We start from the raw sequence: 26,503 nt of genomic DNA, 5'->3' as shown, positions 1-26,503 counted from the left end.
AATTAGCGGTTGACGGATTTGGCTGGCACCAGAAAAACGAGCGCTGCGCCAAGCGTGACCGCGACAGAGATGAAGATCAGCCCGGCCGTGGATTTGCCCGTCAGATCGTTCAGCCAGCCGACGATCGCCGGGGAGAAGAAGCCCGCCAGGTTGGCGAAGCAGTTCACAGCGGCGATGCCCGCTGCCGCCGACATGCCGCCTAACAGGGCTGTCGGCAGCGACCAGAATTGCGACGACGACGCGAGAATGCCCGCAGCCGCAATGCTCAGACAGACGATCGACGCACCCACGCTGCCGAGCATCGGCAAGGTCGCAAAGCCTGCAGCGGCGACCAGCATCGGAATGGCGAGGTGAAAGCGGCGCTCGCGTCGACGGTCCGCGCTCATGCCGACCAGCGGCAACGCGATGATTGCGCACAGATACGGAATGGCCGTGAACGCGCCCACCCACAGCGGATCGGCGACACCCGCCTTGCGGATGATGGTCGGCAGCCAGAAGGTCAGGCCGTATTGCCCCAGCACGACGCAGAAGTAGATGGAGGCCATCAGCCACAGGCGGCGGTCGCCGATGAACGCGCGGATCGAGACGTGCGCGGTTTTATGTTCGGCATCGGCGGCGACGTTGCGTGTGAGCAGCGCTTTCTCGGAATCGTTCAGCCACTTCGCCTGCTTGATACCGTCGTCGAGATACAGCAGGATCGCGAAGCCGAGTACGAGCGACGGCAATGCTTCGAGCAGGAACAGCCACTTCCAGCCCGCCATCGACATCGCGCCTTGCAGCGAGTGCATGATCCAGCCCGACAGCGGGCCACCAATCATGCCTGCAAGCGGAATCGCCATGAAGAACAGCGACAGTGCCTTCGCGCGGCGCTCGGACGGAAACCAGTACGTGAGATAAAGAATCACGCCGGGCGCAAAGCCCGCTTCCGCGACGCCGAGTAAAAACCGCAGCGCGTAGAAGGCCGTCGGCGACTTGACGAACACGAAGCTCGCCGAGATGACGGCCCATGTCAGCATGATGCGCGCAAGCCATCGGCGCGCGCCGACGCGATGCAGGATCACGTTGCTCGGCACTTCGAACAGGAAGTAGCCAAGAAAGAAAATGCCCGCGCCCATGCCGTAGACGGTTTCGCTGAAACGCAGATCGCTGAGCATCTGCAGTTTCGCAAAGCCCACGTTGACCCGGTCCAGATAGGCGCCGAGATAGCACAGCATCAGAAAGGGGATCAGCCGGCGGCCGACCTTTGCGTACGTCTTCGCTTCAAAAGTCTGCGAATCGTTGCGCGGCAGTACATCACCCGTAACCGGTGACGCGGTGTACTTCGCTTTCATGGAATGTCTCCTGCCATGTTCGCCCCGGGTTTTCCCGGTTGCGTCGATTGTGCCGCCTGCTGGCGGCACGGTTCTCAGTGGATCAGCATCCCGCCATTGACGTCGAGCGTGATGCCCGTCAGATAGCTGGACAGATCGCTCAAGAGGAAGAGGCACGCGTTGGCGACATCGGCGGCATCGCCGAGCCGGCCGAGCGGAATGCCCTTGATGATGTCTTCACGCATCGTGGGAGTGAGCTTGTCTCCCGTGATGTCGGTCTGGATCAGGCCCGGCGTGATCGAGTTGATGCGAATGCGGTTCGGGCCGAATTCGCGCGCCATCGCTTTCGCGAGACCCAGCACGCCCGCTTTCGCCGCGCTGTAGTGCGGACCGCCGAAGATCCCGCCGCCGCGTTGCGCGGACACCGACGACATGCAGACGATGCTGCCGCCGTTCTGTTCCTGCATCGCCGGAATCACCGCTTGCGACATGTACAGCGTGCCGCGCAGATTCACGTCGACGATCGCGTCGAAGTCCTTGCCTGTGATGTCGATCGTGCGAACCGGCTGTGTGATGCCGGCGTTGTTCACGAGTCCGTCGATGCGGCCATAGCGTTCGAGCGTGATGCGCGCGGCGGCAACGCAGGCATCCTTGTCGGTGACGTTGCAGGCTAGGCCTAGGTGTCCGGCGCCGAGGTCGGCGGCGGCGGCTTCCGCGTCTTCCTTGCGCAGATCGAGGATCACGACGCGCGCGCCCTGCGCAACGAGTGCGTTGGCCGTCGCCCTGCCGATGCCTCGCGGTGAGGCCGCGCCCGTTACGATGACGATCCTGTTCTCGAGCAGCATGAGTTGTCTCCTGTGTGTTGATGTGTGCCCCGAGTGTCGGCTGACGGGGCTCGCGCATCAACGCGGAAACGCTCAACAATGGCTGAGAAAAATTCAGATGAAGGTCGCGGGCGGGATGGCCGCGATTCGTTGCAGCGCAATAAAACCCTGCAGATGCGCTGCCTCGCCGCGACTACGACTGGCGCGGATGCTCCGCAGCGGCCTCGCGCTCGATCCACGCGAGAAAGCGCGCCACGCGTGGCAACTCGGCGTTTTGCGCCGGATAGACGAGGTGATGCGCGCCGACTTCGACGGCAAAGCTGTTGTCGAAAACGGGCACCAGCAAGCCTTCGCGAATCTTCACCGACGCCAGCATCACGCTTTCGAGCGCAATGCCCAGGCCGAGCGCCGCCGTTTCGAGCGACATGTACGAGCGGTCGAACGAAAAATCGAAGGTCTTGTGCGCTGCGGATACGCCTGTTCTGCCGAACCATTGTTTCCATTGCACGAGCGGCGACTCCGAATAGATCAGCCGGTGCGACAGCAGATCCTCAGGCGTATTCACCGGGTGACGCGCAAGGTACGCGGGAGAAGCGAGCGGCGCGATGAACTCGCCGCGCACGGTCTTGACTTCGACGTTGCTCCAGTTGCCGTAGCCGTGCCGCACGTCGATGTCGTAGAAGCCATTCGAGAACGAGACGTTCTCGTACGAGCACGCGAGGTTCAACTGGATATCGTCGTTCGCTTCCTGAAACGACGACAACCTCGGCATCAGCCACATGAGGCCGAAGCTCGGGCTCGAATGCACGCGCAGGATGTCGACGTCGGTGCGGCTGGACGCGCGCTCGGTGGCGCGGCTCAGATCCGCGAGCGAACCCGTTACGTCGGACAGATAGCGCTCGCCCGTGGGCGTCAGCACGAGACCGCGGCCCGAGCGCTGGAACAGCGGCTGCCCGATGATCGACTCGAGGTTGCTCAACTGATGGCTGACGGCCGATGCCGTCAAACCCAGTTCATCAGCCGCGCGATTCACGCTCCTCGTTCGAGCGACACTTTCGAACGCGATGATCGCCTTGAGCGGTGGGATACGCATAGTGAAATTTTTTTCAGTTGTAGTTGAACGAAACCGCCTTGTTTGCGAGTGACAGGCGCTGCCATTCTGTCGACAAGCCGCACAGGTTCGTGGTGCATGACAGCAGCGACCAACTATGCGGCAGGCTGGAACGCTTCACGCTTCCACCCCCAGACGGGTATGGCGCGGTGCACCACCGCGATGATCGCGCTGGCTGGGACACGCTTCGATAAGGCCCGCCATCGATGCCGGCCGACACAGGAGACAGCAATGCATTATCCGTTTTTCCCTCTCCCTGCGCGATTGCGGCTATCGCATATCCGACGCCGCATCCGACGTCACATCCCTCAGCAAGCAAGGACGGCTCGCGAAAGCTGCTCGGCAAAAGACTTCTCGCCGCAGGAACGAAGCGCGCTCTTTCATGACAATGCGAAACGCGTCTATCGCCTGTGACGCGATTGACGAGGCAAGGTGCAAAACCAAGGGCGACAGGAATGTCGCCTTGCTGACGAGAACAATGAAATAACCAACGCCTGCCGGTGCTTCAACGGGTCGCGTCCGCAGTTCCCAGGCCGTGCACCACGGCCATGTCTTGCGCAAATCCCATTGTTTCGCCGCTCGCGTCCAGGCGCGGGAACAGCGTATGCTTGACCGATTCGCCGCCTGTTCGGCAAATGAGTCGTTTGACTGTTAGCGCGTTCGACGACTCGTTTCATCGGGGCGAAACACCGGAGCGGTCACCAATGGGTATGCCGAGTTCAAAGGCCGCGGGCGCCGCGCCAGCCGGGCGCACGCGCAGGCGGCGCGCACAGGAGCTTGCGGGTTACGCGTCCAGTCCCGTGAGCCTGTTGTTCCGCTACGTTCGCCAGCATCCCGCGCAGCACGCGGTGATTCTCTTCGGCATCGTTGCCGCTGTCGGTTGCTCGCTAGGGTCCCAGTTTGCGATCAGGAATCTGATCGACGCGCTACCCGCTGGCCGCGCGCATCCTGCGAACGTGGTCCACGCGTTTCTTGTCATCGTCGCGCTGCTGTTCGCAGACAATCTGTTCTGGCGCATCGCGGGCTGGGCAAGCGTGCGGACCTTCGTCGAGGTCACGGGCGACGTGCGGCGCGAACTGTTCGGCTATGTGATCGGCCATTCGACAGGCTATTTCTCGAACGTGCAGCCCGGCACGCTCGCAAGCCGTATCTCCGCGACGGCCAATGCCGTGTATACGATCGAGAATCTGACGGCGTGGAATGCGCTGCCGCCGCTTCTTTCGGTCATCGGGTCCGTTGTGCTGATTGGCTGGATCAGCGTGTGGATGGCGCTTGCGCTCGTCGCCATTTCCGTCTGCATGACCGCCTTTCTGTTCTGGCTCGCGAAGCGGGGCGGCGACCGTCATGTGCACTTCGCGTCGCGCGCCGCGTCCGTCGACGGCGAGATGGTGGACGTGATCGGCAATATGGCGACTGTGCGGACCTTTGTTGCGACGGCGCGCGAATGTCTGCGTATCGGCAGTTTCCTCGAGCAGGAAATGGCGTCCCGCGAAGCAAGTCTGCGGCACCTCGAAAAACTCAGGCTGCTGCATGCCGTCATCACGGTGGTGCTGTCGTGCTGCCTGCTCGGCTGGGTGCTGTGGCTCTGGTCACAGGAGCGTGCGACGACGGGCGACGTGGTGCTGGTCAGCTCGCTCGGCTTCGCGATTCTGCATGGCACGCGTGATCTTGCCGTGGCGCTCGTGGGCATGATCCAGCATCTCGCGCGGCTTGCCGAGGCGGCGCAATCGCTGCTCGTGCCGCGCGAGATGGAAGAGACGGTGGGTGTCCCGACCTTGCAGATCCGCGACGCGAACATCGACTTCGAGAACGTCACGTTTTCGTACCCTGGGCGCCGCCGCGTGCTGGATCATTTCAGCCTTCACATCGATGCAGGTCAGCGTGTCGGTCTGGTCGGACCGTCGGGTGCGGGCAAAACCACTATCCTCGCACTACTGCAACGCTCATTCGATCCACCGCCTGGCCTGGGAGCCGTGTGCATTTCGGGCCAGCGTCTAAGCGATATCAGTCTGAGCAGCCTGCACGACGCGGTCGGCGTCGTGCCGCAGGATATCTCCTTGTTCAATCGTTCGTTGCTCGACAACCTGCGTTACGGCCGTCCCAACGCGACGGAAGACGAAGTGCTGCAAGCCTGTGAGAACGCGAATAGCCTCGATCTGATCCGCTCGTTGCCAGACGGCTTGCAAACCAATGTCGGCGAGCGCGGGACGCGCCTCTCAGGCGGGCAACGGCAGCGCATCGCGATTGCACGCGCGTTCCTGAAAAACGCGCCGATTCTGCTGCTCGACGAGGCGACGTCGGCGCTCGACAGTGAATCGGAAGCGAAGATTCAGGATGCGCTGGACCGGTTGATGAAGGGACGCACCGTGGTGGCGATCGCGCATCGGCTGTCTACGTTGCACAATTTCGATCGCATCGTGGTCATTCAGCACGGGCGGCTGGTCGATGATGGTGCGCCCCAGGAGCTTGCATGCCGGCCCGGCATTTACCGCGATGTACTGCTGCGTCAGGAGCGTCGCACGGTGGGTGTGCACGCGTGATCGTGCCTACGCCCCCGTACCGCGCTCGCCCCTCGCGGTCGATTCATTCCCCGCAAACAGTTCCGCCAGCCAGTCGATAAACACGCGTACCTTCGTGCTCAAGTGCCGGTTGGGCTGATACGCGACGAAAACCGGCACAGGGTCCGATGCCCAGTCGCTCAGGACGGCTTCCAACGCGCCGCTTCGAAGATGCGTGTTGGCGGAGAACGTTAGCGCATGCACGACGCCGAGACCTGCGAGGCTCATCGTCAGACAGCCCATGATGTCATTCGACGTGAGCCCGCGTCGGTTCTGCACCTCGATGCGCTCGCCATTCTTCGCCACGATGATCGGAAAGGGCCGGTTGGTGCGCGAAGCGATCGTGCGAATGACGACATGACCCTGTTCGAGATCGGAAGGGTGGGAAGGCCGCCCGTGCCTGTCCCAATACGCCGGCGTCGCGCACAGAATCTGCCTGACAGCGCCGATCTGCCGCGCCGCCAGCGACTGATCGAAGATCTCCCCCGCACGCACGACGCAATCGACGTTCTCTGCAATGAGATCGACGGGGCGATCGCTAAGCCCGAAATGAAACTCGATGTCCGGATACCGTGCTGTGAACGTCGGCAGCGCGGGAAGGATCACGGACAAACCTAATGGCACGGGCAGATCCACGCGCAGCCGTCCCCGCGGATTGCTTTTCGCGTGCGACATCGAGCCTTCGAGCTCCGCGAGATCGCCCATCAATTGCAGCGCGCGCTCGTAGTACGCCGCGCCGTCCGGCGTCGTCGAGACTCTGCGCGTCGTGCGGTTGAGCAGCTTCGTGCCCAGTTCGATTTCGAGCGACGCAATCAGGCGGCTCACCGCTGTCTTTGGCAGGTCGAGCATCTGCGCAGCCTTCGTGAAGGTACCGCTTTCGACCACCCGGATGAACGCCTGCATCGCCTGAAACTTGTCCACGGTCCCGCTCCTTTCATGGCCTGCATTGTTTCATGGGAGAAACAATGTGGAATCGTAGCAGCGGTTTATCCCTCCGAGCACACCAGGTATCGTTCTCTCATCGCAATCGTTGTAAAGGGAAACAGCCATGTCTATCAGTGCAGAAACGCATGCCACGGACCGCCCGAAGGCGGTGGTTATCGGAGTCGGACCGGAGCACGGACTCGGCGCGGGACTGTCGCGCCGCTTCGCCGCAGAGGGGCGCCACGTCATCATCGCGGGGCGCACCGAAGCGAAGATCGAACGCGTTCGCGAGAGCATCGTCGAGGCGGGCGGTTCGGCGAGCGCCGTCGTCATGGACGTGACGCGCGAAGCTGACGTGATCCGGCTGTTCGACATCGCGATGCAGGCCGACGAAAACGGCGGCAGCGCCGATCTCGTCGCGTACAACGCCGGCAACAATCAGCCGCTGGACCTGCGCACGATGGAAGCCGACGTCTTCGAATCGTTCTGGCGGCTGAACTGTTTTGGCGGTTTTCTCGTGGGACGCGAAGCTGCACGGCGCTTTACGCCTCTCGGCCGAGGCTCGATTCTTTTCAGCGGCGCAACGGGTGCGCTGCGCGGCATGCCGAACTACGCCCACTTTGCGTCGAGCAAAGCAGGGCTGCGCATGCTCGCGCAAAGCATGGCGCGCGAATTTGGTCCGCTCGGCTTGCACGTCGCGCATGTGGTGATCGACGGCGGCATCGACGGGGAGCGCGTGCACACGCGCTTCGCCGAGCACGTCAAGCACAAGGGCGCGGACGGACTGCTCGATATCGACGCGATCGCCGATGCGTTCTGGTCGCTTCACGGCCAGCACCGCTCGGCGTGGACGCATGAGCTCGATCTGCGTCCCTTCAAGGAATCGTTCTGAATGCTTGAACACGACCCTACATTGAATCGCGAGGAATCAGGAATGAAGCTTATTGGCCCTTGGTTTTCCGGCTATACGCGCCGGGTTGGCATCACGTTGAAGCTGCTCGGCATACCGTTCGAGCATTTGCCCTATCACGCGTATGAGCAGAAGGACCTTATTCGCCCGTTCAGCCCGATGGTGAAAGTGCCGGCGCTCGTGCTCGACGAAGGCGAGATTCTCTACGACAGCGCAAGCATCATCGACTATCTGCACGAAGAGGTCGGCCCCGCTCGCGCATTGCTCGCGACGAGCGGCGCGCGACGGCGCGACGCATTGCAGTTCATCGGTATCGCCTCGGCGATCTATGGAAAGCTCAGCGACATCTATGACGAATCGATCCGGCCGCCCGAGCGCCAGATTGCTTCGATTACCGAATCGTTGCGCGAACAGGCGCTCGCCGGATTCACGATGCTCGAATCGCGAGCCGGTGATGGCTGGCTGATCGGCGACGCACTCTCGCAAGCCGACGTGATGGTCGTGATCACGTACCAGTCTGCGTCATTGGCGATGATGCCCGACGTCGTCAATCCGGCTGCGTTCCCGAAGCTCTCGCAACTGGCGGCACGCGCGATGGAACTCGAGGCGTTCTCCAGCACGCTGCCTTTCAAGCAAACGTGAAAGCGAAAAAGCGGCGGTGCGAATCATCGCACCGCCGGCAAGCCCCTAAAACAAGGGGTGGAATTTTTTGTCGCCGCTCGGGTCGTTCGGGGCGACGAGGCTCTGGTGCGCGATAACGCACCCATACACACGCAAGCTCGTGGCTGCGTCGCTGATGTCTGCGACGCCGATTGCGGTGTAATCCTCGGCCATCAGTGCCGTGAAGTGGCAACCATACGATGGTATCGCCCGAACAAGCCATCGTATGGATGAGTGCTTTTTGAAGGGCTTGCGTTCGAGCTTTTCGCTCCCTGATGAATCGCTAATACCATGGTATTAGCGACATGCCGGTGCTTCGGCGACTACATTGCATTTCGATAGCTAGCGCCATTTTCGCCAGCCGGTTTCAACGTGTCCACGGAGCAAACCATGAGCATCAGTTTCGACATGAAGATCGAAATCGTCGTCCTTCCCGTCTCGGATGTCGATCGCGCCAAGCGCTTCTATGGCGAATTGGGCTGGCGCCTCGATCTCGACTTCACATCCAGCGAGGGCGACTATCGCGTGATCCAGTTCACGCCGCCCGGCTCCGGATGTTCGATCATGTTCGGCAAGAATATGACGGCGGCAACACCGGGTTTGGTACAAGGGATTCATCTCGTCGTGTCGGACATCGTGGCGGCGCGGAGCGAACTGATTCGTCGTGGCATCGAGGTCAGCCAGCCGTTTCATGACGTAGGCGGTGTGTTCCATCATGCCGACGGAAAATGCCAGGAGGCTGGGCTGAATCCAGACCGGAAGAGCTACGCATCGTACGCATCGTTCAGTGATCCCGACGGCAACGGCTGGTTGCTGCAGGAAGTGACCGCGCGATTGTCGGCAGGCCTCGAGTTGGACGACCCGAGATTCACCCGCGAGGTGCTCGCCGCGATTCATGGCGGGACGACGTCTTGAAGCGGACGGTCGTTGCGAGCGCAACGTCGATCTTCTGACCGATATATCCGAGAGAAGGCGAACCATCATGAAGCTGACAGGAATGGCGGTGACACTCGTCGCGGGCGCGCTGCTTTTCAATGACCGTGTTCTCGCGCAGAACGCACCGGCCGATCCTTCCAATGCTCAAAGCGCGCAGCAGGCGTCCAATGCGAAGCAGGAGTTCAGGATCACGCGTGTGACGCCAGCCTATTGGCGCGTCACGATCGACCATCCGCCATTCAATATCTTTGGACCGGAATCGATACCGCAATTGAACAGCGTGATCACGCAGATAGAAAATGATCCGAATCTGAAGGTCGTGGTGTTCGATAGTGCCGTCAATGGCTTCTTCCTGACGCACTACGATTTTGTGCCGCCTCTGGAAGCAACGACGAGTATGCCTCCGGGCAAGACCGGTTTGCCGCCGTTGCCCGATATGCTGGTTCGCCTGAGTAAGGTGCCTGTCGTGTCGATCGTCGAAATACGCGGGCGGGCGGGCGACGGGCGTGGGCAGCGAACTGTCGCTCGCGTCGGACATGCGTTTCGCGAGCCGCGAAAAAGCGGTTCTATCGCAATTCGAAATCGGCGCTGGCTTCGTGCCGGGCGGCGGACCGATGGCGCGTCTTCCGCGCCTGATGGGTCGTGGCCGTGCGCTGGAAATACTGATGAGCGGCAACGATATCAATGGCGATCTCGCGGAGCGATATGGCTATGTGAATCGCTCGCTGCCGGATGCGCAACTCGGCCCGTTCGTCGATACGTTGGCGCGGCGTATCGCTTCGTTCGACAAGCAGTCGCTTGCGCAGATCAAGCAGCTTGTCGACATCGCCAGTTTGCCGCCTGATGCCGAAGTCGGTCAGGAGTGGGATGCGTTCATTGCGTCCGTGCAGCGTCCGGCGGCACAGCACAATATCGGCAAGCTCATGGAGATGGGACTGCAACGCAAGCCGGATGTCGAGATCCATCTTGATCGGTATACGGGTAAGGTGAATCAGCCGGGTCAGTGAGACGCGCGCGAAAGTGCGGCGTGTGCTGGATCGAGTCACGTCGCCTTTCGAACCTGCACAAGATTGGCATTTGAAGAACGGAAACGATGAAAGCCTGCGGGGATCAGGCGCGCAATAATCAATGAGACGGATGCGCCCCATTTAATCACGCTGGTGCATTTTCATATAATCGCCCGATATTTTGATAATCGGGAGCGATCATTTTCCCCATTGTCGTGCGCACTAAAAATTAAAACGCATAAATAGCGCATTTGTATTACGAAAAAGCTAAAAAAATATCCATATCGATCATGAATTTACTTTTTGCGGGCGGTAGCGGGTGAATCTTCCCTGATCGATACCACTTCACGAAAGCATATCTCAAAATTTCTCTGAAATTACCGGCGACATTACCTTTTGGCATTTTTTCGGGCAACGTTACACGAATGAAACGTTTATAATTCGTCTGCCTTGAAATGTTCTGTAATTAATACTTGGTAGGGATCGAGTAGAAGTAATTACTACCTAAGGCGCTTGCGCATAGAGGTGCTGTTTCGTCTCGTTCAGGCGCGTGCTCGCAGGTTACGCGTAGATGTCGACCGCGGAAATGTGACGTTCGTTCGTGCCTGTATCACGTAGATGTACATCGATTTCGTCGAACCGAAAGGGTTCGCGACGGCATGCTGCTGTCAAAACGCGCAAGACGACTCAGCCGTAGTTAAGGATTCCTGATCTTTAGGGATCGGCTCGACTCGTCTATCAATTCATCTGATCTGACATCAGATGTGTATTGGGAACTCTATCCGCGCTAGCGCGGGGTCTCTGCACGTTCCCGGTCATCGAAAGCGAGATTGCATGAATGCGTGTCCTGCTCATGTTCGGACACTATAGTAAGTAATCCGTAATAAATATCCGATGCCGGTTTCTTTGTATTCGAAAACGCCACAGCGGGTCGATCAGTCAACGATCTTGCTGGACTTTCGGGGAAAACTGATTTCAGCGGGATCAACGAACAATGATGAGTTATTGGAAACTATTGGGGGTTGCGTCGGCAACCGTGCTGGCTTCGTTTGGTGCAGAGCAGGCGTACGCCCAGGCATCGACGATTACCGTCGCAGGCCAGTCGTACACGCTGTGCGGCAAAGAGAATGCCAACTGCTCGTTCCTCGGAACGGGCTCTGTCGTGTTCGGCGCTGTGCCGCCTAACGCGCCGTCGGTGATGCTGACGGCGCCGCGTACGTTTACGAATGGCGTTGGCTGCTATGTCGGCGCGGTTTCGAATACGGACCCTGCGTACGGCTACGCAAAAGCATGCTGGGTGCGTGCGGTCGCGGCCGGTGCGCCGACGCCGACTCCCACACCGACGCCTACTCCCACACCGACACCGACGCCGACTCCCACACCGACGCCGACTCCCACACCGACGCCGACTCCCACACCGACGCCGACTCCCACACCGACGCCGACGCCGACGCCGACGCCCACACCGACGCCCGCGCCCGCACCGTCACCTTCGTCCAGCGCGGCGCTCTCATGTGGAACGCCGGTGCAAAAGGCTGGCGGCACGGCGAACGGTCTGATCACGGCCGACACGCCGACCACCGACGGCCTGCGCGTGTTCCAGAACAACGCGCCGTTTAACCTCACGGTCACGACGAACTCGCCGAACGCGGATACCGTGATCTGGTCGATCGCTGATTCGAATGGCGCGATCAAGACGCAGGGCAGTTTCCCGGTCAGCGCTGGCGTGCAGACCAACACGATCTCGTGCAAGTCGACATGGTCGGGCTATGGCGCGATCACGGCCACGCTGCGCGCGAATGGTGGCACGCTGCCGCATAGCGGCACGCGCCCGACGGGTATCGCGACGTTTGGCGTGCTGCCAAATCTCACGTCGGCACTCGGCACGGTCACGTATGCGCACCAGGACCAGCACCGCTTCGGCATGCAAGGGTTCAACGGCAACATCGCGGCACTGCGCGCACTGGGCATTACGTGGACGATCGACAATCGTCAGCAGTCGCAGATGGAGCCGAACGGCCCGAACACGTACACGCCCAACGTGAACGATCTCGATCCGTTCTATAAGGCCAATCCTGATCAGATGCGTATCGTGCGGCTCGACGGCATTCCTGCGTGGAATTCAAAGACGGGCCAGTTCACCGACAGCTATTACGCACCGAAGGATCTGACCGAGTACCAGAACTTCATGGCGAAGGTCGGTACGGATACGAGCCTGATCCGCGCGGCGAACTACCCGAACCAGCAGAAGAACTACTATCAGGTGACGTGGGAGCCGAGTCTCGGCTGGGCCGATAGCGACGCGAACTTCGTCGCGATGTACAAGGCTGCCTACCAGGGCATCCACTCGACCGATCCGAACGCGGTCGTGATGGGCACGGGCAATCCGTTCGCAGCGAACTGCACGACCTGCACGACGGGTTATCTGCAGAAGTTCGGCGCGCTCGGCCTGTGGAACTACATCGACGCCGTCTCGACTCACGGTTACTGGAATGCCGGTACGTACCCGGCGCATCCGCCGGAGCAATACGATTCGGACCCGAGTCCCGCGAACCAGGCCAATGCGCTCGACAATCAGATGACGCAGTTGCGTCAGGTGATGCAGAACGGCAAGCCGAACATGAAGCTGTTCTTCACGGAAGCGGGCACGAGCTACGATCCGGGTCTGGCGTATGGTCCGACCGTGCCGTCGCAGAACCAGCTGTTCGCACATGCGGCCGTTGGGGTGCGCTCGCACATCATCGTGCTGGGCGGCGGCGCGCAACTCACGACGCTGTTCTACGGTGCCGACTATCCGGGTGAAGTGGGCTACGGTTCGTTCTTCGACCTGAACAATGCGCAGGGCGCGTTCGGTGCGTCGAACCTTTCGCCGAAGCCGGAAGCGATGGCGTTTGCCACGATGACGCGTGTGCTCGACGGCACCAATACGCTGGGCCGCGTGAAGAACACGCCCTCGGGCACCTTCGTGTACGACTTCCAGCAGCTGAACAACGGCAAGGTCGTGACGGCCGCGTGGACGCACAACAACAGCCAGTGGCCCGCCAATGGCGTGTATAGCACGACCTATTCGACGAGCTATTCGCTGCAGGTCGATAACGCGGGTACGTCGGGCAACGTGACGAAGATCGACGGTTACGGCAACGTCACGACGCTTCCGTATTCGAACGGCCAGGTGTCGCTGACGCTGACGGAAGTGCCGCAGTACATCGTGTCGAACAACGCGACGGTCGCGAAGAACAATTCGACCGTGCCGGTGGGATACACGGGACAGTAAGCGTCGAAGCTAGCTGTCTGCAAAGGACCCAGGAGGGCAACTTCCTGGGTCTTTTTTTATGTCGGGAACGACGCCGAATTCACAGCGGCCGTGGACTGTTGGCCGCGGGCGCTGCAATAGTGCGCGCAGCGAGATCGGCGAGTACCGTGAGAATGGCGCCAAGCAAGGCCGAGGCGGGCAGGACGCGTCGCTGGTCGGGACCGCATGCGAGCCGCACGCAGTGGGGCGCAACGAGACCAATGAAGCCAAGGCGACGTAGCTCAACATGCCGATGATCGCGCCAGCCAGCGCGTTGGCCGCGATGCCCGAAAGCAGCAACACGGACAGTTGCACGCGTCCTTGCGATGAACCAAGCCGATACACGAGCACCGTGACGGTCATTGCGCCGAGGAACGCCGCGCATGCGATGGCCTCATCGGCGCGCGCACCGAGGCGCGCAAACATCGTCGATCCCGAGACGATCATCAGCGATGCGTTTGAAACGCACTCCATTCCCCGTGTTGGTTCGCTGTTGGATGTTTGTTGCCAAACCGAAAGCGGGTGGGTGCTATCCGTAGATGCGAGCGATTCTTGATAACCATGTCGTTGTAATTTTTTTGGTGTATTACGAGGGGGGAAGACCGAAGATCGCGAAGATTCGAGTGCGCGAAGCGGTTTGTAGGCGACAGCGGGCGCCAGATGGCGTGTCTGCGCGTGAATAGCAGCGCTAACGAGGTTGAATCGGATGACAGTGCGCCGTAAGGATCAGTAAGCCGGACGCGGGGAACAAGGCTCGAAAATCGAAGCCAGTCCACTGTGTGCGGATCGCGCGCACGTTTCCGTATGCAACCCGATCGCCGTGGCGTCGCCTGATGCGCGCTGCTGCGATCCATCAAGGAGCCGCTTCATGAGAGACATGCCTGTATCCACGTCATCCGTGAGTCCCATCAAGGACGAACGCGTCAATCAGGTGCTGCAGCGTTTGAACGCGTCGCGCCGCTTTCCTGGGCGCGAGGCGTTCGGCGGGCCGTCGGGCAACGATCCGGAGGCTTTCGCCGACTACGGCTTTTCGATTCATCCCGATCAGGGCGAGTTGATGTACGTGCTCTGTTGCGGGATGCGCGCCACGCGAGTCGTTGACTTTGCAACTTCAATCGGCATGTCCGCGCTGTATCTGGCGGCGGCCATGCGCGACAACGGCGGCGGACTGGTGATCGGATCCGAGCTGGTTGCTTCGAAGGCGGAGATCGCGCGTCAGAATCTGACTGAGGCAGGGCTCGCGCAATATGCGGATATCCGTGTCGGCGATGCGCGGCAAACGCTGCGCGACGTGGGCGGTCCGGTCGATTTCGCGTTGATCGACGGCTGGCCGTTGCCGGATGGGCCGTCGCTCGCGCGGACGGTGGTCGAGCTGATTGCGCCGCAGTTGCGCGTCGGCGGATACATCCTGAACGACAATGCCGAGCCCGATTTCCTCGAGTACATTCGCGACCCGGTCAACGGTTTCATTTCGATTACTCTGCCGATCAAGCGCGGAACCGAGCTGGCGCTGAAGATCAGTTGAGGCGCCACGGGTCAAAGTGTGGACGCGAAAGGCCGTGCGCGATGACAACGCAAAGTGGAACGGGGCTGGTTCATCAAACTGTGTCTTGAACCATCTATCGCACTGAGCCTAGACTCATCGCACTCAAACCCCTTCACTTTCGCATGCTCAAGATCCTTGGAAAGGCGTCATCCATTAACGTTCGAAAGGTGCTGTGGACTTGCGCCGAACTGAATCTTCCCTTCGAGCGGGAGGATTGGGGAACCGGGTTCCAGTCCACGCAGACCCCAGAGTTTCTCTCGTTGAACCCAAATGGTCTGGTGCCCGTCATCAAGGACGCAGACTTCGTTCTCTGGGAGTCGAACACCATCATCCGCTACCTCGCGTCGCGCTACGACGGCGCGCACCGCTATCCGGCAGATCCGCTGATGCGCGCGCCCGTCGATCAATGGATGGACTGGCAGGCGACGGACCTCAACCGCTCGTGGAGCTACGCGTTTCTCGCCCTGGTCCGGCAATCGGCTGCGCATCAGGCGGAAAAGGAGATCGCGACGTCGATCGCCAGCTGGACGGCGCACATGCGCATATTGAACGGACAGTTGCTGGCAACCGGCGCGTTCGTTGCCGGAAAGCAGTTCTCGCTCGCTGACATTCCCGTGGGATTGTCGGTCAACCGTTGGTTCAGCACGCCTTTCGAACACACGCAGTTCCCAGCCGTATCGGAGTACTTCGAGCGCCTGAGCGAACGTCCGGGCTTCGGAGCCTATTGCGCAAACGGGTTGCCATAACCGGCACGGAGCCGGCGAAATGTTGCGCTAAAATCGTGGCACCGCGGGAACGAAAAAGCGCCAGCGGTCTGGTACGAACACTGCTGCCAGTGCGACCGAGAACAACAACGCCGCTGTGCTGACGGGGAACGCGAGTCGCTTGACGACATTCAGGCAAACGTTGTCGGCCTGTTGGCTGATCTTGCTAACTGAGCTTGCTGCATCTCGACCCGTCCAGCCTGCCGAGGAACAATCAGCGGCGAAACACACATAAGGCATTATGTATTCGACCTTGCCAGCGTTCGTATCCGCGCTGTTCCTGGGCTTCGGTGTCTACGTCCTGCTGACTGAAGGCGTGACGCGTCTGTCGACGCCGTTCGCAATGATGTGCATGGCGACCTTCGCGTGGCAGGGCACGTGGGCGTTCCTGTTTCAGACCACAAGCCCCGAAACGGCCGGCGTGCTGGTCAAGGCGGGCTATTTCTTCATCCTGTTCCTGCCAACGACGTTCTATCACTTCGTGACGGAACTCGTCGAACGGCGCGACGAGCGGCCTCTGCTGATGGCGTCGTATGCGCTGTGCGTGATCCTCGCGGTGTTGCTGGTGACGAGCGACGAGGTGGTAGCCGGTTTCGGCGTTCATTTCTTCGGCGATTATCCGCGTGCAGGGCGACTGCACCCAGTGCACGTGATGCAGACCGTTTTGCTCGCCGTTCGCAGCGGATGGCTGCTGATCGTATCGAGGCGTCAGGCGCGTGCCCGTCATAGACGACGCCTGCTGGGTCTCTGTCTCGTGAGCCTGTGCCTCTATTCTTTAGCCGCGAGCGACTATGCCGTCAACTACGGCTATGTGTTCTATCCGCCCGGCGTCATCTTCATTGCCGTCAGTCTGGGCATTCTCGCCATCACCATTGTCCGGCATGGGTTGATGCGACAGTACTTTCTCGCCGCGACGGTCGCGCAAGAAGTGGCGATGCCGCTCGAAGTGATCGGCATGCATGCCGATGAACTCGGCAACGCGTTGCCGGAGTTGCTGCGCGGATATCAGCTTGCGGTGCGGCACCAGTTGCTCGTCAACGGGCTTTATCCGGGGCAGTCCGAGCGACTGCCCACGCTCACCCGGGCGATTCGCCGTCAGATCGACAGCACGAGTACCGTCGTCGAGATGTCGCTTGCGTCGTTCACACTGGACCGGCTCGATCGCCGGAGCTTCGGCCCACAGTCGATCAGGCACTGCGTCGACTCGGCGCTGGATCGCTATCCGTTCTTGCCGGGCGAACGCGGTCGCGTCTCCGTCATCCCGATCGACGCGCAGTTGCGATTCTCCGGCACGGATTCGCTATTCGTGTTCGTCATCTTCAACCTGCTGAAAAATGCGTTGTACGCGATCGAGTCGAGCGGCTCGGGCAGCATCACGATCAGCGCGGGACGCGATGGCGGTTTTTGCGTCGTTCACTTCAACGATACCGGTCCGGGTATCTCGGCCGACGTGCTGCCGCATATCTTCGATCCGTTCTATTCGACCAAGGCGCATGGACACGCAGGCGGCATGGGACTCGATTTCTGCCGGCGAGTATGCGACGCGTTCGGCGGCACGATCTCGTGTGCATCGACACCGGGCGTGCTGACCACGTTCACGCTCAGATTGCCGGAGCCGGGTTCGGCGGCGGACCGCGCAATACACGATCCGCCGGCACGGGCCCGGCGCTCGCGCGCCGGGCAGGGTGGAATCAATTAGTTCGTGACGGACGGCAGGATCACTTCATATTCCTTGACCCGCTCGATGATTCCTTCCGGGAAACGCCGGATCCGCTTGTCCATTCCGGCAAACAGAATCTGCTGATATCCGTGCGACACAGGCCGTCCGTCCACGCAGAAACGGAACAGCAGATACGCCGAACATTGCCGGACCTGGAATGTGTTCAGGTAGCAGTCGACGCGCTGGAACGGAAACGTCTCCTGCACGTATTCCTGATGCGCGCGTTTCGTGACAAAGGTGCCCCCTGCGGCCAGCAGATTGTTGTGAATGCACTCATGGAACCAGCGTTCCCGACAGACGCCCTGCCACTCGAAGTAACGGGCGAAATACGTATTCATGAAGGCATTGGAATCCTTGAGGTAGATGTCGATGACATGGTGAAAGGTTTTCTGAGGGGCCCCCTCCAGGTTATCGGCCGACAACAGTTCGGAAGTACGCGACAGAACTTGAGGGATGGCTTCGCGAGTCAACATGCATTGCTCCTTGGGATGCCGCTGGCGGCGGCCACGCATTCCTCCTGCATGAAGGAACGCCCCAATTCTGGCCCCTCGACTGGAGTTTCCATTTCCGCTGCCGTTAATCGACTAGTGGGACGGTGAACCGGCGACAGTCGACTGGAGCAGGCGCGTGGTCCCATGCCGCACCTGTTTCCCCGCAATAACAGAGAGTTCAGCGATGAAAGTAGAAGATCTGATGACGAAGCGCGTCGTAACGGTCGGTTTCGACGACACGCTCGAAACCGTCAAGGACATATTCGAGCAATCCGGGTTTCATCACCTGCTCGTCGTTGAGGATAGAGAACTGCAAGGCGTGGTGTCCGACCGCGATCTGTTGCGCGCGTTGAGTCCGTTTATCGACAGTGTGGTTGAAACCCAGCGCGATATCGGTACGCTGAGCCGGCGCGTGCATCAGATCATGAGCCGCAAGCCCATCACGCTGCGCCCGGATGCCGACGTGAGCGAGGCTATCCAGTTGTTTCTGGCGCATCCCATCTCGTGTATTCCGATTGTCGACGGCGGGTCGAGGCCAGTGGGAATCGTCAGCTGGCGCGATGTACTGAAGGTCTGTTCGGAGATGCTGAAGTCGCCCGTCGATGAGGGCGGCGGCATCGAGCCTTAATTCATTTGCAAGCCAAAGCGCGATATTCCTGCGGCGCCATTCCGTAAGCGCGCCGGAACGCACGCGTAAAGACCGACGCGCTTTTGAAGCCCAGTCCGAAGGCAATCTCCAGCACCAGTGCGTGCGGATAGCGGATGAGGTCATCGGCCGCATGGCGCAGCCTGAGATCGCGGATGTAGGCACCGAGGCCGCCCTCATGCTGGAACAGGCGATACAGGGTCGAGCGCGGAAGCTGTAGCGCGCTCAGTACGCTTTCGGGTGAGAGTTGATCGTCGCACAGATGCGCGTCGACATAGCGATGCACCCGCTTGACCATGGCTGCTTGCGATTCCGTGCAGGTGTCGTCGCGTGCCAGGCGTTGCGGCACGTAGCAAACGTCAAATGTGGTAGCGCAGTGGTCCATGCGGAATTGTTCTTTGCCGGAGCGCCTCCGGAAGCTTCGGGGTGAAGCGACGCGCTTCTCTCTGGAAGCCATTCGTCGCCACCTGCATCTACGACTACAACAACAGCACGGCCCTATCGATTGGGTGCTCGGACGCTGCAAGATCAGCCCACCTGTTCAGCAAGCGTTGTGCCATGCAGCGAGAGCCAATGGCAGCGGGAAAACCCCGGTGCTCGACGCGAAGGAGTGGACGATTCCGACCACAGATCGAGATGGACATGGACGATTTTGGCCAATGGGCGATCGTGGCCACGGTGATGCGCCGATATCGTCCATGCGCAAGGCGAGTCGGCAGGCGAGCGCCGTCGGCCGGACGAAGCCGTCCGGCAGAGCGGGCAAGGAAAGGAGTGCGGCGGCGCGGCCTACTGAGCTGTGCCGGATCGAAGCGCAGAGGCCGCAGCGCGCCGATTACGCGTTGCCGAGGGAAACCTCGTGACGCAGTTCGGAAAGCAACGCCACCGCGCGGGCAATCCGGCTGGTCCGGTCCGTGGGCAAAGTACGCAATCCGCGTTCGAGCGTATCGATCGCTTCCGCGCGGCGTCCCGTCGATCGAAGCAGGTCCGCAAGATAGCGTGCGGCATCCACGCGCGCCGGCACGGAACCGAACGCGAGCGCCGTCGACAGGGCGGTGCGCAGACCCTGTTCCGCAGCCGTCAGATCGCCGAGCGCCCACTGCGCCCGCGCCCGCGTGACCAGCAGTTCGCCGAGATACACGCGTTCCTGGCGGGCCAGCGTTTCATCGACGGCGCCGGCGAGCATCGCCTCGCAGGTTTGCGCGCGGCCCGCGCGCAGCAGCAGTTCGCCGTGCTGCCACGCCATGAACGAGTAGAACAGCGCACCGCCATTGCAGACGACGTGATTGTCGTAACCGTCGAGCATGATGGTTTCCGCTTCATCCGAATGACCGAGCGTGCTGAGATGACAGGCGCGCAGTATCTGACCTACGCCGCGATAGAACGCGAAGCCGTTTGCGATCGACACCGATTCGAGTTCGCTCGACAGACTCCCGAGCCGGTCCGCGTCATCGAACAGACACGCGAGCCACGAAGCGCCCTGCAGATTGACGGCATGCGCGAACGCGTGCGGACCGGGTTCCGACGAACGCAGGATCAGCATTTCCATCGCGCGCCGCGCCTGCCCGAATGCGCCGATCTGATACGCGGCGAGTCCTTCGAAGGTCAGTGCAAGGCTGGCGAGGTCGATCCCCTGCGAGCCGGTGCGCGTGTCGTTGCGCCCCACGCCGAGCAGATTGCCGCGCGCAAGACAGGCCAGCGCTTCCTCGCTGTCGCCGAGCCAGAAGAGTGTGTTGGTCATCGCGACGTGGGCTTCGTCGAGCGACACGCGGTCGCGGCTGTTCTGCGCACGCTGCAGCATGTCCTGCGCGGTCGCGCGCGCCTGCTTGAGTTGCAGCGTCGTCAATTGCGTCGTCCAGACCCCGAACTGGATCGCAGCGATTTCGGCCGGTTCGCAGATGCCTTCGCCGATCGACAGCGCGGCCGCATAGCATGCGGTGGCTTCCGCATAGAGCCAGCCGTGCACGCTGCGCAGACTCATGCCGAGCAGCCGGTAAGCGTCGAACTGCAGGCGGCGCACCGCGTCCTGATCGGGGTTGGCCTGCAGCACGTCGAGGCAGCGGCGCAAGGGTGGAATAGCTTCCGCGAAGCGCGACTCTTCGATCAGCGCAGTCGCATGCTCAAGACACTTGCGGGCCTCGCGGTGATGCTCCTCACGCGATTTCAGACGCCGCTCGATAGTCTTGCGGCCGACGCCGAGCAAAGTGGCGGCGGCGCTCTTGTTGCCCGCCGTCCGTTCGAGCGCGCGGTCGATCAGCAGATCTTCGGCTGCGGCCAGCTTGTCGCGTCCGTCGAGTTGCAGCAGCATGTCGGCGAGGCTCGCGCGCGAAACCGGCCCGGCGCCTTCGTTGGCGAGAAACGGTTCGAGCGTGTCGACGTCGATCAGGGTATTTTCGGCCAGCACGCTCAACTGGCTGATCAGATTGCGCAACTGCCGGATGTGGCCGGGCCACGCGTGCTGGCTGAGCCGCCGCACGGCAGCGGGCGAAAACTCCAGATGCCGCGCCTGTTGCGAAGCGAAATGCGCAACGAGCGCGGGTATGTCCTCGACGCGCTGTTCGAGTCCGGGCACGGCGAGCACGAAGACCGCGAGCCGGTAGAACAGATCTTCGCGGAAACGACCTTCGCGCGAGAGCTCGCGCAGGTCGCGGTGAGTCGACGCGACGACGCGCCCTTCGAAACCCAGATTGGTCGAAGAACCAATCGGACGGAAGGTGCGCGTTTCGAGCACACGCAACAGTTTCGGCTGAAGGGCGAGCGGCAACTCGCCAATTTCATCGAGCAGCAGCGTGCCCTTGCCGACCTGCTGAAAGAGTCCCTGACGGTTTTCCGCGGCGCCCGTGAAGGCGCCTTTCACATGCCCGAATAGTTCTGCTTCGACGAGATGTTCGGGAATCGCGCCGCAGTTCACGTCGACGAACGGCTGGTCGTGTCGCGCGCTGCGGATATGCACGCGGCGCGCAACCAGTTCCTTGCCTGAACCTGTCGGGCCGAAGATGAGCAAGGCGTGATCGGTGGGCGCGACGCGATCGATCAGGCGGACCAGTTGGCGAAATGCAGGCGCGGCGCCGATGAACCCGCCGGAATTCGTTTTGTTTTGGGCGAACGGGATGACCGGGGAAGAACTCATTGGCAACTGGGCTCCAGATAAATCCGCGCATGGGGTGCCGGGACCGTCCGCGGCGAAGATGGAAGTATGACGGGTTGTCGGGGATCTGGTGCTTTTGAAATTAAACGCTATGGCCGTGTGTGGCGGCGCGTTGCTATTAACGGCATTTATTCGACAACGCTTTAGTGCCTGCGAATTGGCATGCTATGGCGGTGCCTGAAAACTCAGACACCGCCATTTCGACCCGAAGAGTACTTACGCAGTTCTCTAAGCCTTCGAAGAAGCACGGGTCGACACCTTGTCGTACCACGCCTGCAGCGCGTCAAATTCCGCCGGAACGTTTATCTTCATACCGCCCGCCGCAAAGTCGATCGTCACCAGCGTCGTGATGTCGGCCGCCGTGAATTCGTCACCCGCCACGAACGGCACTTGCTTGAGACGATCGTTGAAGTCGGCAAAGAAGTTGGCCACACGCAGCTGGCTGCGCTCGACGATCTCAGGAATCTGCTCGTAAGCATGCGGACCTGACAACGCACGACCCTTCAGGCCGGCCACGGCATTGCGCACACCTTCCATCACTGCCGCAAATCCGTCGAGTTCGGCGCGTCGTTCCCACATTGCAATCAGTGCTTTCTGTTGCGGTGTCGTGCCCAGCAAAGCGGGCTTCGCAGGATACGCTTCTTCGACGTAGCGCCAGATTGCCGGGACTTCACCAATAGTCGTGCCGTCTTGCAGAACGAGCGCAGGAACCTGACGACGAGGATTGATCGCTACATACGCAGCGGAGAATTGCTCTTTCTCGCCAAGGTTCACTGCTTTAGTAGGGATCTCGATGCCCTTCTCGGCAAGAAAAATACGCACGCGGCGAGAGTTCGGAGAAGCCTTTGATTCGTAAAGCGTGAGTTCGGTATTCATGTTTTGTCCAATCAGATAGAAAGTACTGGACCCGCCCTCGAAGGTTTAAGCCTGAGGGCGAGGGACCTGGCGGAATTCAGCCCGCCGTTTTGCCGCCGTCGACGGTAAGGATCTGGCCGGTGACGAACGCGGCGCCTTCGGCTGCGAGATAGAGGACGGCTGCGGCGATGTCATCGGGTTTGCCGATGCGCGCAAGCGGCACCTTGGACGCGAGCGCGGCCTTGTTTTCCGCTGTGCTGGTGAAGCGGTCGAGCATGCCCGTGTCGGTCGGACCGGGTGCGACGGCATTGACGCGAACGCCCGTCGACGCAACTTCGAGCGCGGCCGACTTCGTGATGCCCTCGACCGCGTGCTTGCTGCCCGCATACACCGACGCGAACGCCGCGCCTTCGTGACCGTAGGTCGATGAAATGTTGACGATGCTGCCCGCGCGCTGCGCCGTCATCACGCGCAACTCGTGCTTGAGGCTCAGCAGCGTGCCGAGGACGTTGGTGTCGAACGTGTCGGCATAACTGTCCGCCGTCTGCTCGATCACGGGACCCGGCCGACCTTCCGTTCCAGCATTGTTGACGGCTACATCCAGCCTGCCGTATCGCGCGACGGTCTGGTCGACCACGTTGCGGACATCTTCATCGTGGCGCACATCCGCCTTCACGAAGAGGGCTTCCGCGCCCGCTTCGCGCAATTCGGCTTCGAGCGCTGCGCCTTCCGCGGCGCGGCGGCCTGACACGACGAGGCGCGCTCCGGCACGAGCGAACGCAAAGGCGGTTGCACGACCGATGCCCGTCAGGGCACCTGTGATAAGGACGACGGGTTGATTCATTTGAGGCTCCAGTCAGGTACGTTCACGACACAACGGTTGTGTCGTTCTGCTCGGTGAGCATGATGGAGCCAACTTTAGCCGTCGCTTGCGGCTATGAAAAAGACTTTCCAGGCTGGAGGGCATGCCTGCCAAGCATGCCGTGTCGAAGAGTCAGGCGGCTTCAGTCTGCCGCTTCGCGATACTTCGCAAACCTCGAAGTCTGCCCGATGCCGGGATTGAAGCAATTGCACGGGTCGAGCTTTTGATAGAACGCCGCGAGCGCGGGCTTCGCGTGGTAAAGGTGACCGACGTTGTGTTCAGCCGGATATTCGGCACCGCGACGGTCGAGCAAGGTCCACATCTTGTGTTCGACGGCGAGGCAGTCATGGCCTTTCTTTACGATGTAGTCCTGGTGAAAGACGTGACACAGAAAGTGGCCGTAATACAGCTTGATCGCGATCGTTTCCTCGATATCGGCCGGTAGCGTTTCGACCCAATCGCGATCGTTGCGTCGTAGCGCAATGTCCAGCGCGACTATGTCTTCGACTTCTTTCGTGTGCACCGCGCGATAGCGAACCGCCGCGCCCGCTGCTGCGAATCGATGCAGGAATGCCTTGTTGCCTTCATCGTCGGTGCATTCGAAATAGCCTCCCGAAGCCTTCGAGAAAAACTCGGCAAGGAATGCGCGCGTTTCGTCGACGCTTTCCGCCGACACCTTCAGCATCAGATGATGCTCATACTGGTCGCGGAACGCTTTCATCCGATGCGGCAGGTGACCTGGAAACAGCCGGCTTGCGGCTTGCAAAACGCGGTCAGTGAAGTGCGACGGAAAGAAGCCGAGGCGGTTGAACAACGCATCGAAACGGCTCTTCAACGCAAACAGCGCGGGCAGGCGTGACGTGCCGAGGTAGTTGATCGCGAGGAATGTGTCTTTACCATACTTCTCTGCGATATCGAAAGCATCGCGGTGCAGATATTCACCGGAGATCGGCAGATGCGTGAACGTGTGCAGCGCGTGCCGGCGAATTTCGGTGAGTTCGTCGGACGCGTTTGTGCCGATATAGAACACCTTGGCGTTCTTTTCGACTGGAAACGTGTCGAGGCGCACTGCGAACACCATCAGCTTGCCAGCCGAACCGGACGCTTCGTAGAGACGCTGTGGATCGGCATTGAAACGCGCGGGCGTGTCGGCGTCGATTTCACGGACGTGATTCGCGTAGTTGTGGTCGGAGGCCGCGCCGGCGTCGTGCCGGATGTCCGCATCGGTGAAGGCGCGGCGTTCGAGACGGTCGAGGATATCGACAGGCGCGCTCCCAAGTTCGACGCCCAGATGATTCACGAGCTTCAGTTTGCCCGCCGCGTCGACTTGCGCGAACACGGCCATCTCCGTGTACGCGGGGCCGCGCTGCACGAGCGCACCGCCGGAATTGTTGCAGACGCCGCCGAACACCGACGCGCCAATGCAACTCGACCCGATCACCGAATGCGGTTCGCGGCCCAGCGGCTTCAAGGTTTTTTCCAGCTGGTCAAGCGTCGCGCCTGGCAGACAGACGACCTGGCGGCCTTCGTCGATCACATGCACCTTCTTCATGCGCGTGGTGCTGACGATCACGACGTCGCGGTCGTAGTCGTTGCCATCGGGTGTCGAGCCGCCGGTGAGGCCGGTATTCGACGCCTGGGTAATCACGATTACGTTCGCGGCAATGCAGGCTTCGAGCACTTTCCACTGTTCGACGAGCGTGCCGGGACGAACGACGGCCAGCGCATTGCCTTCGCCGAACCGGAAACCGGTGCGGAAGCGGCGAGTGGCGACAGGGTCCGTCAGCACATGCTGTTTGCCGACGAACTGGCGCAGATCGTCGAGCAACGCCTGGGCGGATTGGCCTGTGGTCGCTGATTCTGCGGCGGAAATGTCTGTCATGGTGCGCTCCGTGCGATATCGGGTGCGATGCGCCTTATTTGCCGACTGGAAGCCGCCGCACATCGGATGGGTGGAAGCTTAGAGTCCGGTGTGCTATTAGTCCAATATCTCGAAACGTCTATTTGGAGACGAAAAAGATATGGAATTGCGCCAACTGCGATACTTTCTTGCCGTTGCCGAACATCTGCATTTCACGGAAGCTGCGGCCCATCTCGGCATCGCGCAGCCACCGCTGAGCCAGCAGATCCTGAAGCTGGAGCGGGAAATCGGCACGGCACTTTTCATCCGCCATCCGCGCCGGGTCGAGTTGACGGAAGCGGGGCGCTTGCTGCGGGACAGCGCGCAAAGAATCATCGATGACGCGCAACAGGCGCTCGTCGAAGCGCAAAACGCGGGGCGCGGCGAGACGGGCCGGCTGTCGCTGGGCTTTGCGGGTTCAACGGTCTTTCACCCCGCCGTCGCGTCGACGATGCAGCAGTTCCGCCATACGTACGAGCGTGTCGCGGTCAGTTGCGAGGAGAGTAATAGCGTTGCGCTGCTGGACAAGGTGGGCGGCCGGCAGATCGACGCGGCGCTCGTGCGCATGCCGCTGCATTGCCGCGACCTCGTCGTCGAGCCGCTCGTGGACGAAGACATGCTTGCTGTGCTGCCCGACGGGCATCGGCTGAGCCGGCGGCGGCGCGTCGATCTTGCGGATCTGGCAGGCGATCCGTTCATCATCTTTCCGCGAACGATCGGCCCCAATCTTTACGACTCGATTATCGGCGCGTGTCATGCAGCCGGTTTTGCGCCTTCGATCAGCATGGAGTCGCCGCAGATTTCGTCGGCGGCGAACCTGGTATCAGCGGGGTTTGGTGTCGCGGTGGTGCCGTCTTCGATGCGACAGGTGCAGGTCGAAGGCGTCTCGTACCATGAGCTTCAGGGAAAGCCGCTCGCGACAGGCATCGCGTTGATCCATCGGCAGCGCGAAAGGTCGCCAGCAGTGACGAATTTCGTCAGGATCGTGCGGCAGTATCGCGCGGCGGCGCGGCGTTCGTCGGGACAATGACGATCGCCGCGA

Annotated in this window: 20 protein-coding genes and 2 pseudogenes; 11 read left to right on the top strand and 11 right to left on the bottom strand. The window is 61.1% G+C overall.

What is annotated here, in order from left to right; genetic code table 11:
• Nucleotides 1–2 precede the first annotated feature (2 nt).
• From SB822_RS14905 to SB822_RS14895, 3 genes are all read right to left on the bottom strand, one after another.
• Nucleotides 3–1,331, bottom strand: a complete 1,329-nt coding sequence (locus tag SB822_RS14905; protein ID WP_007747704.1) for an MFS transporter — start codon at nucleotides 1,329–1,331, stop codon at nucleotides 3–5.
• A 74-nt stretch (nucleotides 1,332–1,405) separates the two neighbouring features.
• The gene (locus tag SB822_RS14900; protein ID WP_410855037.1) at nucleotides 1,406–2,155 is read right to left on the bottom strand and encodes an SDR family NAD(P)-dependent oxidoreductase; all 750 of its coding nucleotides are present in this window, start codon (nucleotides 2,153–2,155) and stop codon (nucleotides 1,406–1,408) included.
• Between the two features lie 172 nt (nucleotides 2,156–2,327).
• On the bottom strand, nucleotides 2,328–3,227 hold the full coding sequence (locus SB822_RS14895; protein ID WP_009770090.1) for a LysR substrate-binding domain-containing protein: 900 nt from the start codon (nucleotides 3,225–3,227) through the stop codon (nucleotides 2,328–2,330).
• A gap of 722 nt (nucleotides 3,228–3,949) precedes the next feature.
• On the opposite strand from SB822_RS14895, the gene SB822_RS14890 reads away from it, so the two are divergent.
• On the top strand, nucleotides 3,950–5,785 hold the full coding sequence (locus tag SB822_RS14890; protein WP_007747700.1) for an ABC transporter ATP-binding protein: 1,836 nt from the start codon (nucleotides 3,950–3,952) through the stop codon (nucleotides 5,783–5,785).
• 6 nt (nucleotides 5,786–5,791) lie between these two features.
• Here the strand turns inward: SB822_RS14890 and SB822_RS14885 are convergent, their stop codons facing one another.
• Nucleotides 5,792–6,724 carry a LysR substrate-binding domain-containing protein gene (locus tag SB822_RS14885; protein ID WP_410855036.1) on the bottom strand — a complete coding sequence of 311 codons (933 nt, stop codon included), beginning with the start codon at nucleotides 6,722–6,724 and terminating at the stop codon, nucleotides 5,792–5,794.
• A 127-nt stretch (nucleotides 6,725–6,851) separates the two neighbouring features.
• On the opposite strand from SB822_RS14885, the gene SB822_RS14880 reads away from it, so the two are divergent.
• From SB822_RS14880 to SB822_RS14860, 5 genes and pseudogenes are all read left to right on the top strand, one after another.
• Complete coding sequence (locus SB822_RS14880) at nucleotides 6,852–7,619, top strand: SDR family NAD(P)-dependent oxidoreductase (RefSeq protein ID WP_410855035.1); 768 nt, start codon at nucleotides 6,852–6,854, stop codon at nucleotides 7,617–7,619.
• Nucleotides 7,620–7,661: 42 nt separating this feature from the next.
• A complete protein-coding gene (locus SB822_RS14875) occupies nucleotides 7,662–8,279 on the top strand; it encodes a glutathione S-transferase family protein (RefSeq protein ID WP_410855034.1) in 618 nt (205 codons plus the stop codon).
• A gap of 408 nt (nucleotides 8,280–8,687) precedes the next feature.
• The gene (locus tag SB822_RS14870; protein WP_410855033.1) at nucleotides 8,688–9,212 is read left to right on the top strand and encodes a VOC family protein; all 525 of its coding nucleotides are present in this window, start codon (nucleotides 8,688–8,690) and stop codon (nucleotides 9,210–9,212) included.
• A gap of 67 nt (nucleotides 9,213–9,279) precedes the next feature.
• A pseudogene (locus SB822_RS14865) lies at nucleotides 9,280–10,240 on the top strand (enoyl-CoA hydratase/isomerase family protein).
• 994 nt (nucleotides 10,241–11,234) lie between these two features.
• Nucleotides 11,235–13,514: a hypothetical protein gene (locus SB822_RS14860; protein ID WP_167307039.1), complete on the top strand. Its 2,280-nt coding sequence runs from the start codon at nucleotides 11,235–11,237 to the stop codon at nucleotides 13,512–13,514.
• Between the two features lie 103 nt (nucleotides 13,515–13,617).
• Here the strand turns inward: SB822_RS14860 and SB822_RS14855 are convergent.
• Nucleotides 13,618–13,988 (bottom strand): annotated as a pseudogene (locus tag SB822_RS14855) (iron chelate uptake ABC transporter family permease subunit); the annotation flags it as partial.
• Nucleotides 13,989–14,400: 412 nt separating this feature from the next.
• Here SB822_RS14855 and SB822_RS14850 point away from each other — a divergent pair.
• The 3 genes from SB822_RS14850 to SB822_RS14840 all read left to right on the top strand — a co-directional run bounded on the left by SB822_RS14850 (nucleotide 14,401) and on the right by SB822_RS14840 (nucleotide 17,541).
• On the top strand, nucleotides 14,401–15,057 hold the full coding sequence (locus tag SB822_RS14850) for an O-methyltransferase (protein WP_410855032.1): 657 nt from the start codon (nucleotides 14,401–14,403) through the stop codon (nucleotides 15,055–15,057).
• A 143-nt stretch (nucleotides 15,058–15,200) separates the two neighbouring features.
• Nucleotides 15,201–15,824 (top strand): glutathione S-transferase family protein, encoded by a 624-nt coding sequence (locus SB822_RS14845; protein WP_410855031.1) that lies wholly within the window; start codon nucleotides 15,201–15,203, stop codon nucleotides 15,822–15,824.
• 259 nt (nucleotides 15,825–16,083) lie between these two features.
• Complete coding sequence (locus SB822_RS14840) at nucleotides 16,084–17,541, top strand: sensor histidine kinase (protein ID WP_086919421.1); 1,458 nt, start codon at nucleotides 16,084–16,086, stop codon at nucleotides 17,539–17,541.
• Here the strand turns inward: SB822_RS14840 and SB822_RS14835 are convergent.
• Entirely contained in the window at nucleotides 17,538–18,035 is a 498-nt protein-coding gene (locus SB822_RS14835) for an acyl-CoA thioesterase (RefSeq protein ID WP_007747667.1), read from the bottom strand. The genes SB822_RS14840 and SB822_RS14835 overlap by 4 nt on opposite strands.
• A 202-nt stretch (nucleotides 18,036–18,237) precedes the next feature.
• On the opposite strand from SB822_RS14835, the gene SB822_RS14830 reads away from it, so the two are divergent.
• The gene (locus SB822_RS14830) at nucleotides 18,238–18,681 is read left to right on the top strand and encodes a CBS domain-containing protein (protein WP_086919422.1); all 444 of its coding nucleotides are present in this window, start codon (nucleotides 18,238–18,240) and stop codon (nucleotides 18,679–18,681) included.
• Between the two features lies 1 nt (nucleotide 18,682).
• On the opposite strand, the gene SB822_RS14825 is transcribed toward SB822_RS14830, so the two are convergent.
• The 5 genes from SB822_RS14825 to dld form a co-directional block, all read right to left on the bottom strand.
• Nucleotides 18,683–19,084: a helix-turn-helix transcriptional regulator gene (locus SB822_RS14825; RefSeq protein ID WP_009770101.1), complete on the bottom strand. Its 402-nt coding sequence runs from the start codon at nucleotides 19,082–19,084 to the stop codon at nucleotides 18,683–18,685.
• A 447-nt stretch (nucleotides 19,085–19,531) separates the two neighbouring features.
• The gene (locus tag SB822_RS14820) at nucleotides 19,532–21,826 is read right to left on the bottom strand and encodes a sigma 54-interacting transcriptional regulator (protein WP_410855030.1); all 2,295 of its coding nucleotides are present in this window, start codon (nucleotides 21,824–21,826) and stop codon (nucleotides 19,532–19,534) included.
• A 246-nt stretch (nucleotides 21,827–22,072) separates the two neighbouring features.
• Nucleotides 22,073–22,720 carry a glutathione S-transferase family protein gene (locus tag SB822_RS14815; protein WP_114223655.1) on the bottom strand — a complete coding sequence of 216 codons (648 nt, stop codon included), beginning with the start codon at nucleotides 22,718–22,720 and terminating at the stop codon, nucleotides 22,073–22,075.
• Nucleotides 22,721–22,796: 76 nt separating this feature from the next.
• Entirely contained in the window at nucleotides 22,797–23,543 is a 747-nt protein-coding gene (locus tag SB822_RS14810; protein WP_007747652.1) for a glucose 1-dehydrogenase, read from the bottom strand.
• Nucleotides 23,544–23,703: 160 nt separating this feature from the next.
• Nucleotides 23,704–25,443: a D-lactate dehydrogenase gene (gene dld / locus SB822_RS14805; protein WP_410855029.1), complete on the bottom strand. Its 1,740-nt coding sequence runs from the start codon at nucleotides 25,441–25,443 to the stop codon at nucleotides 23,704–23,706.
• Nucleotides 25,444–25,582: 139 nt separating this feature from the next.
• Between dld and SB822_RS14800 the strand changes: the two genes are divergently transcribed.
• Complete coding sequence (locus SB822_RS14800; RefSeq protein WP_007730779.1) at nucleotides 25,583–26,491, top strand: LysR family transcriptional regulator; 909 nt, start codon at nucleotides 25,583–25,585, stop codon at nucleotides 26,489–26,491.
• The last annotated feature ends 12 nt before the right edge of the window (nucleotides 26,492–26,503 follow it).

This window comes from Paraburkholderia sp. SIMBA_054, assembly GCF_046534875.1.
GTDB lineage: Bacteria > Pseudomonadota > Gammaproteobacteria > Burkholderiales > Burkholderiaceae > Paraburkholderia > Paraburkholderia hospita.
The sequence above is the reverse complement of the archived record's forward strand: the minus strand, read 5'-3'. Positions and strand labels throughout refer to the sequence as shown.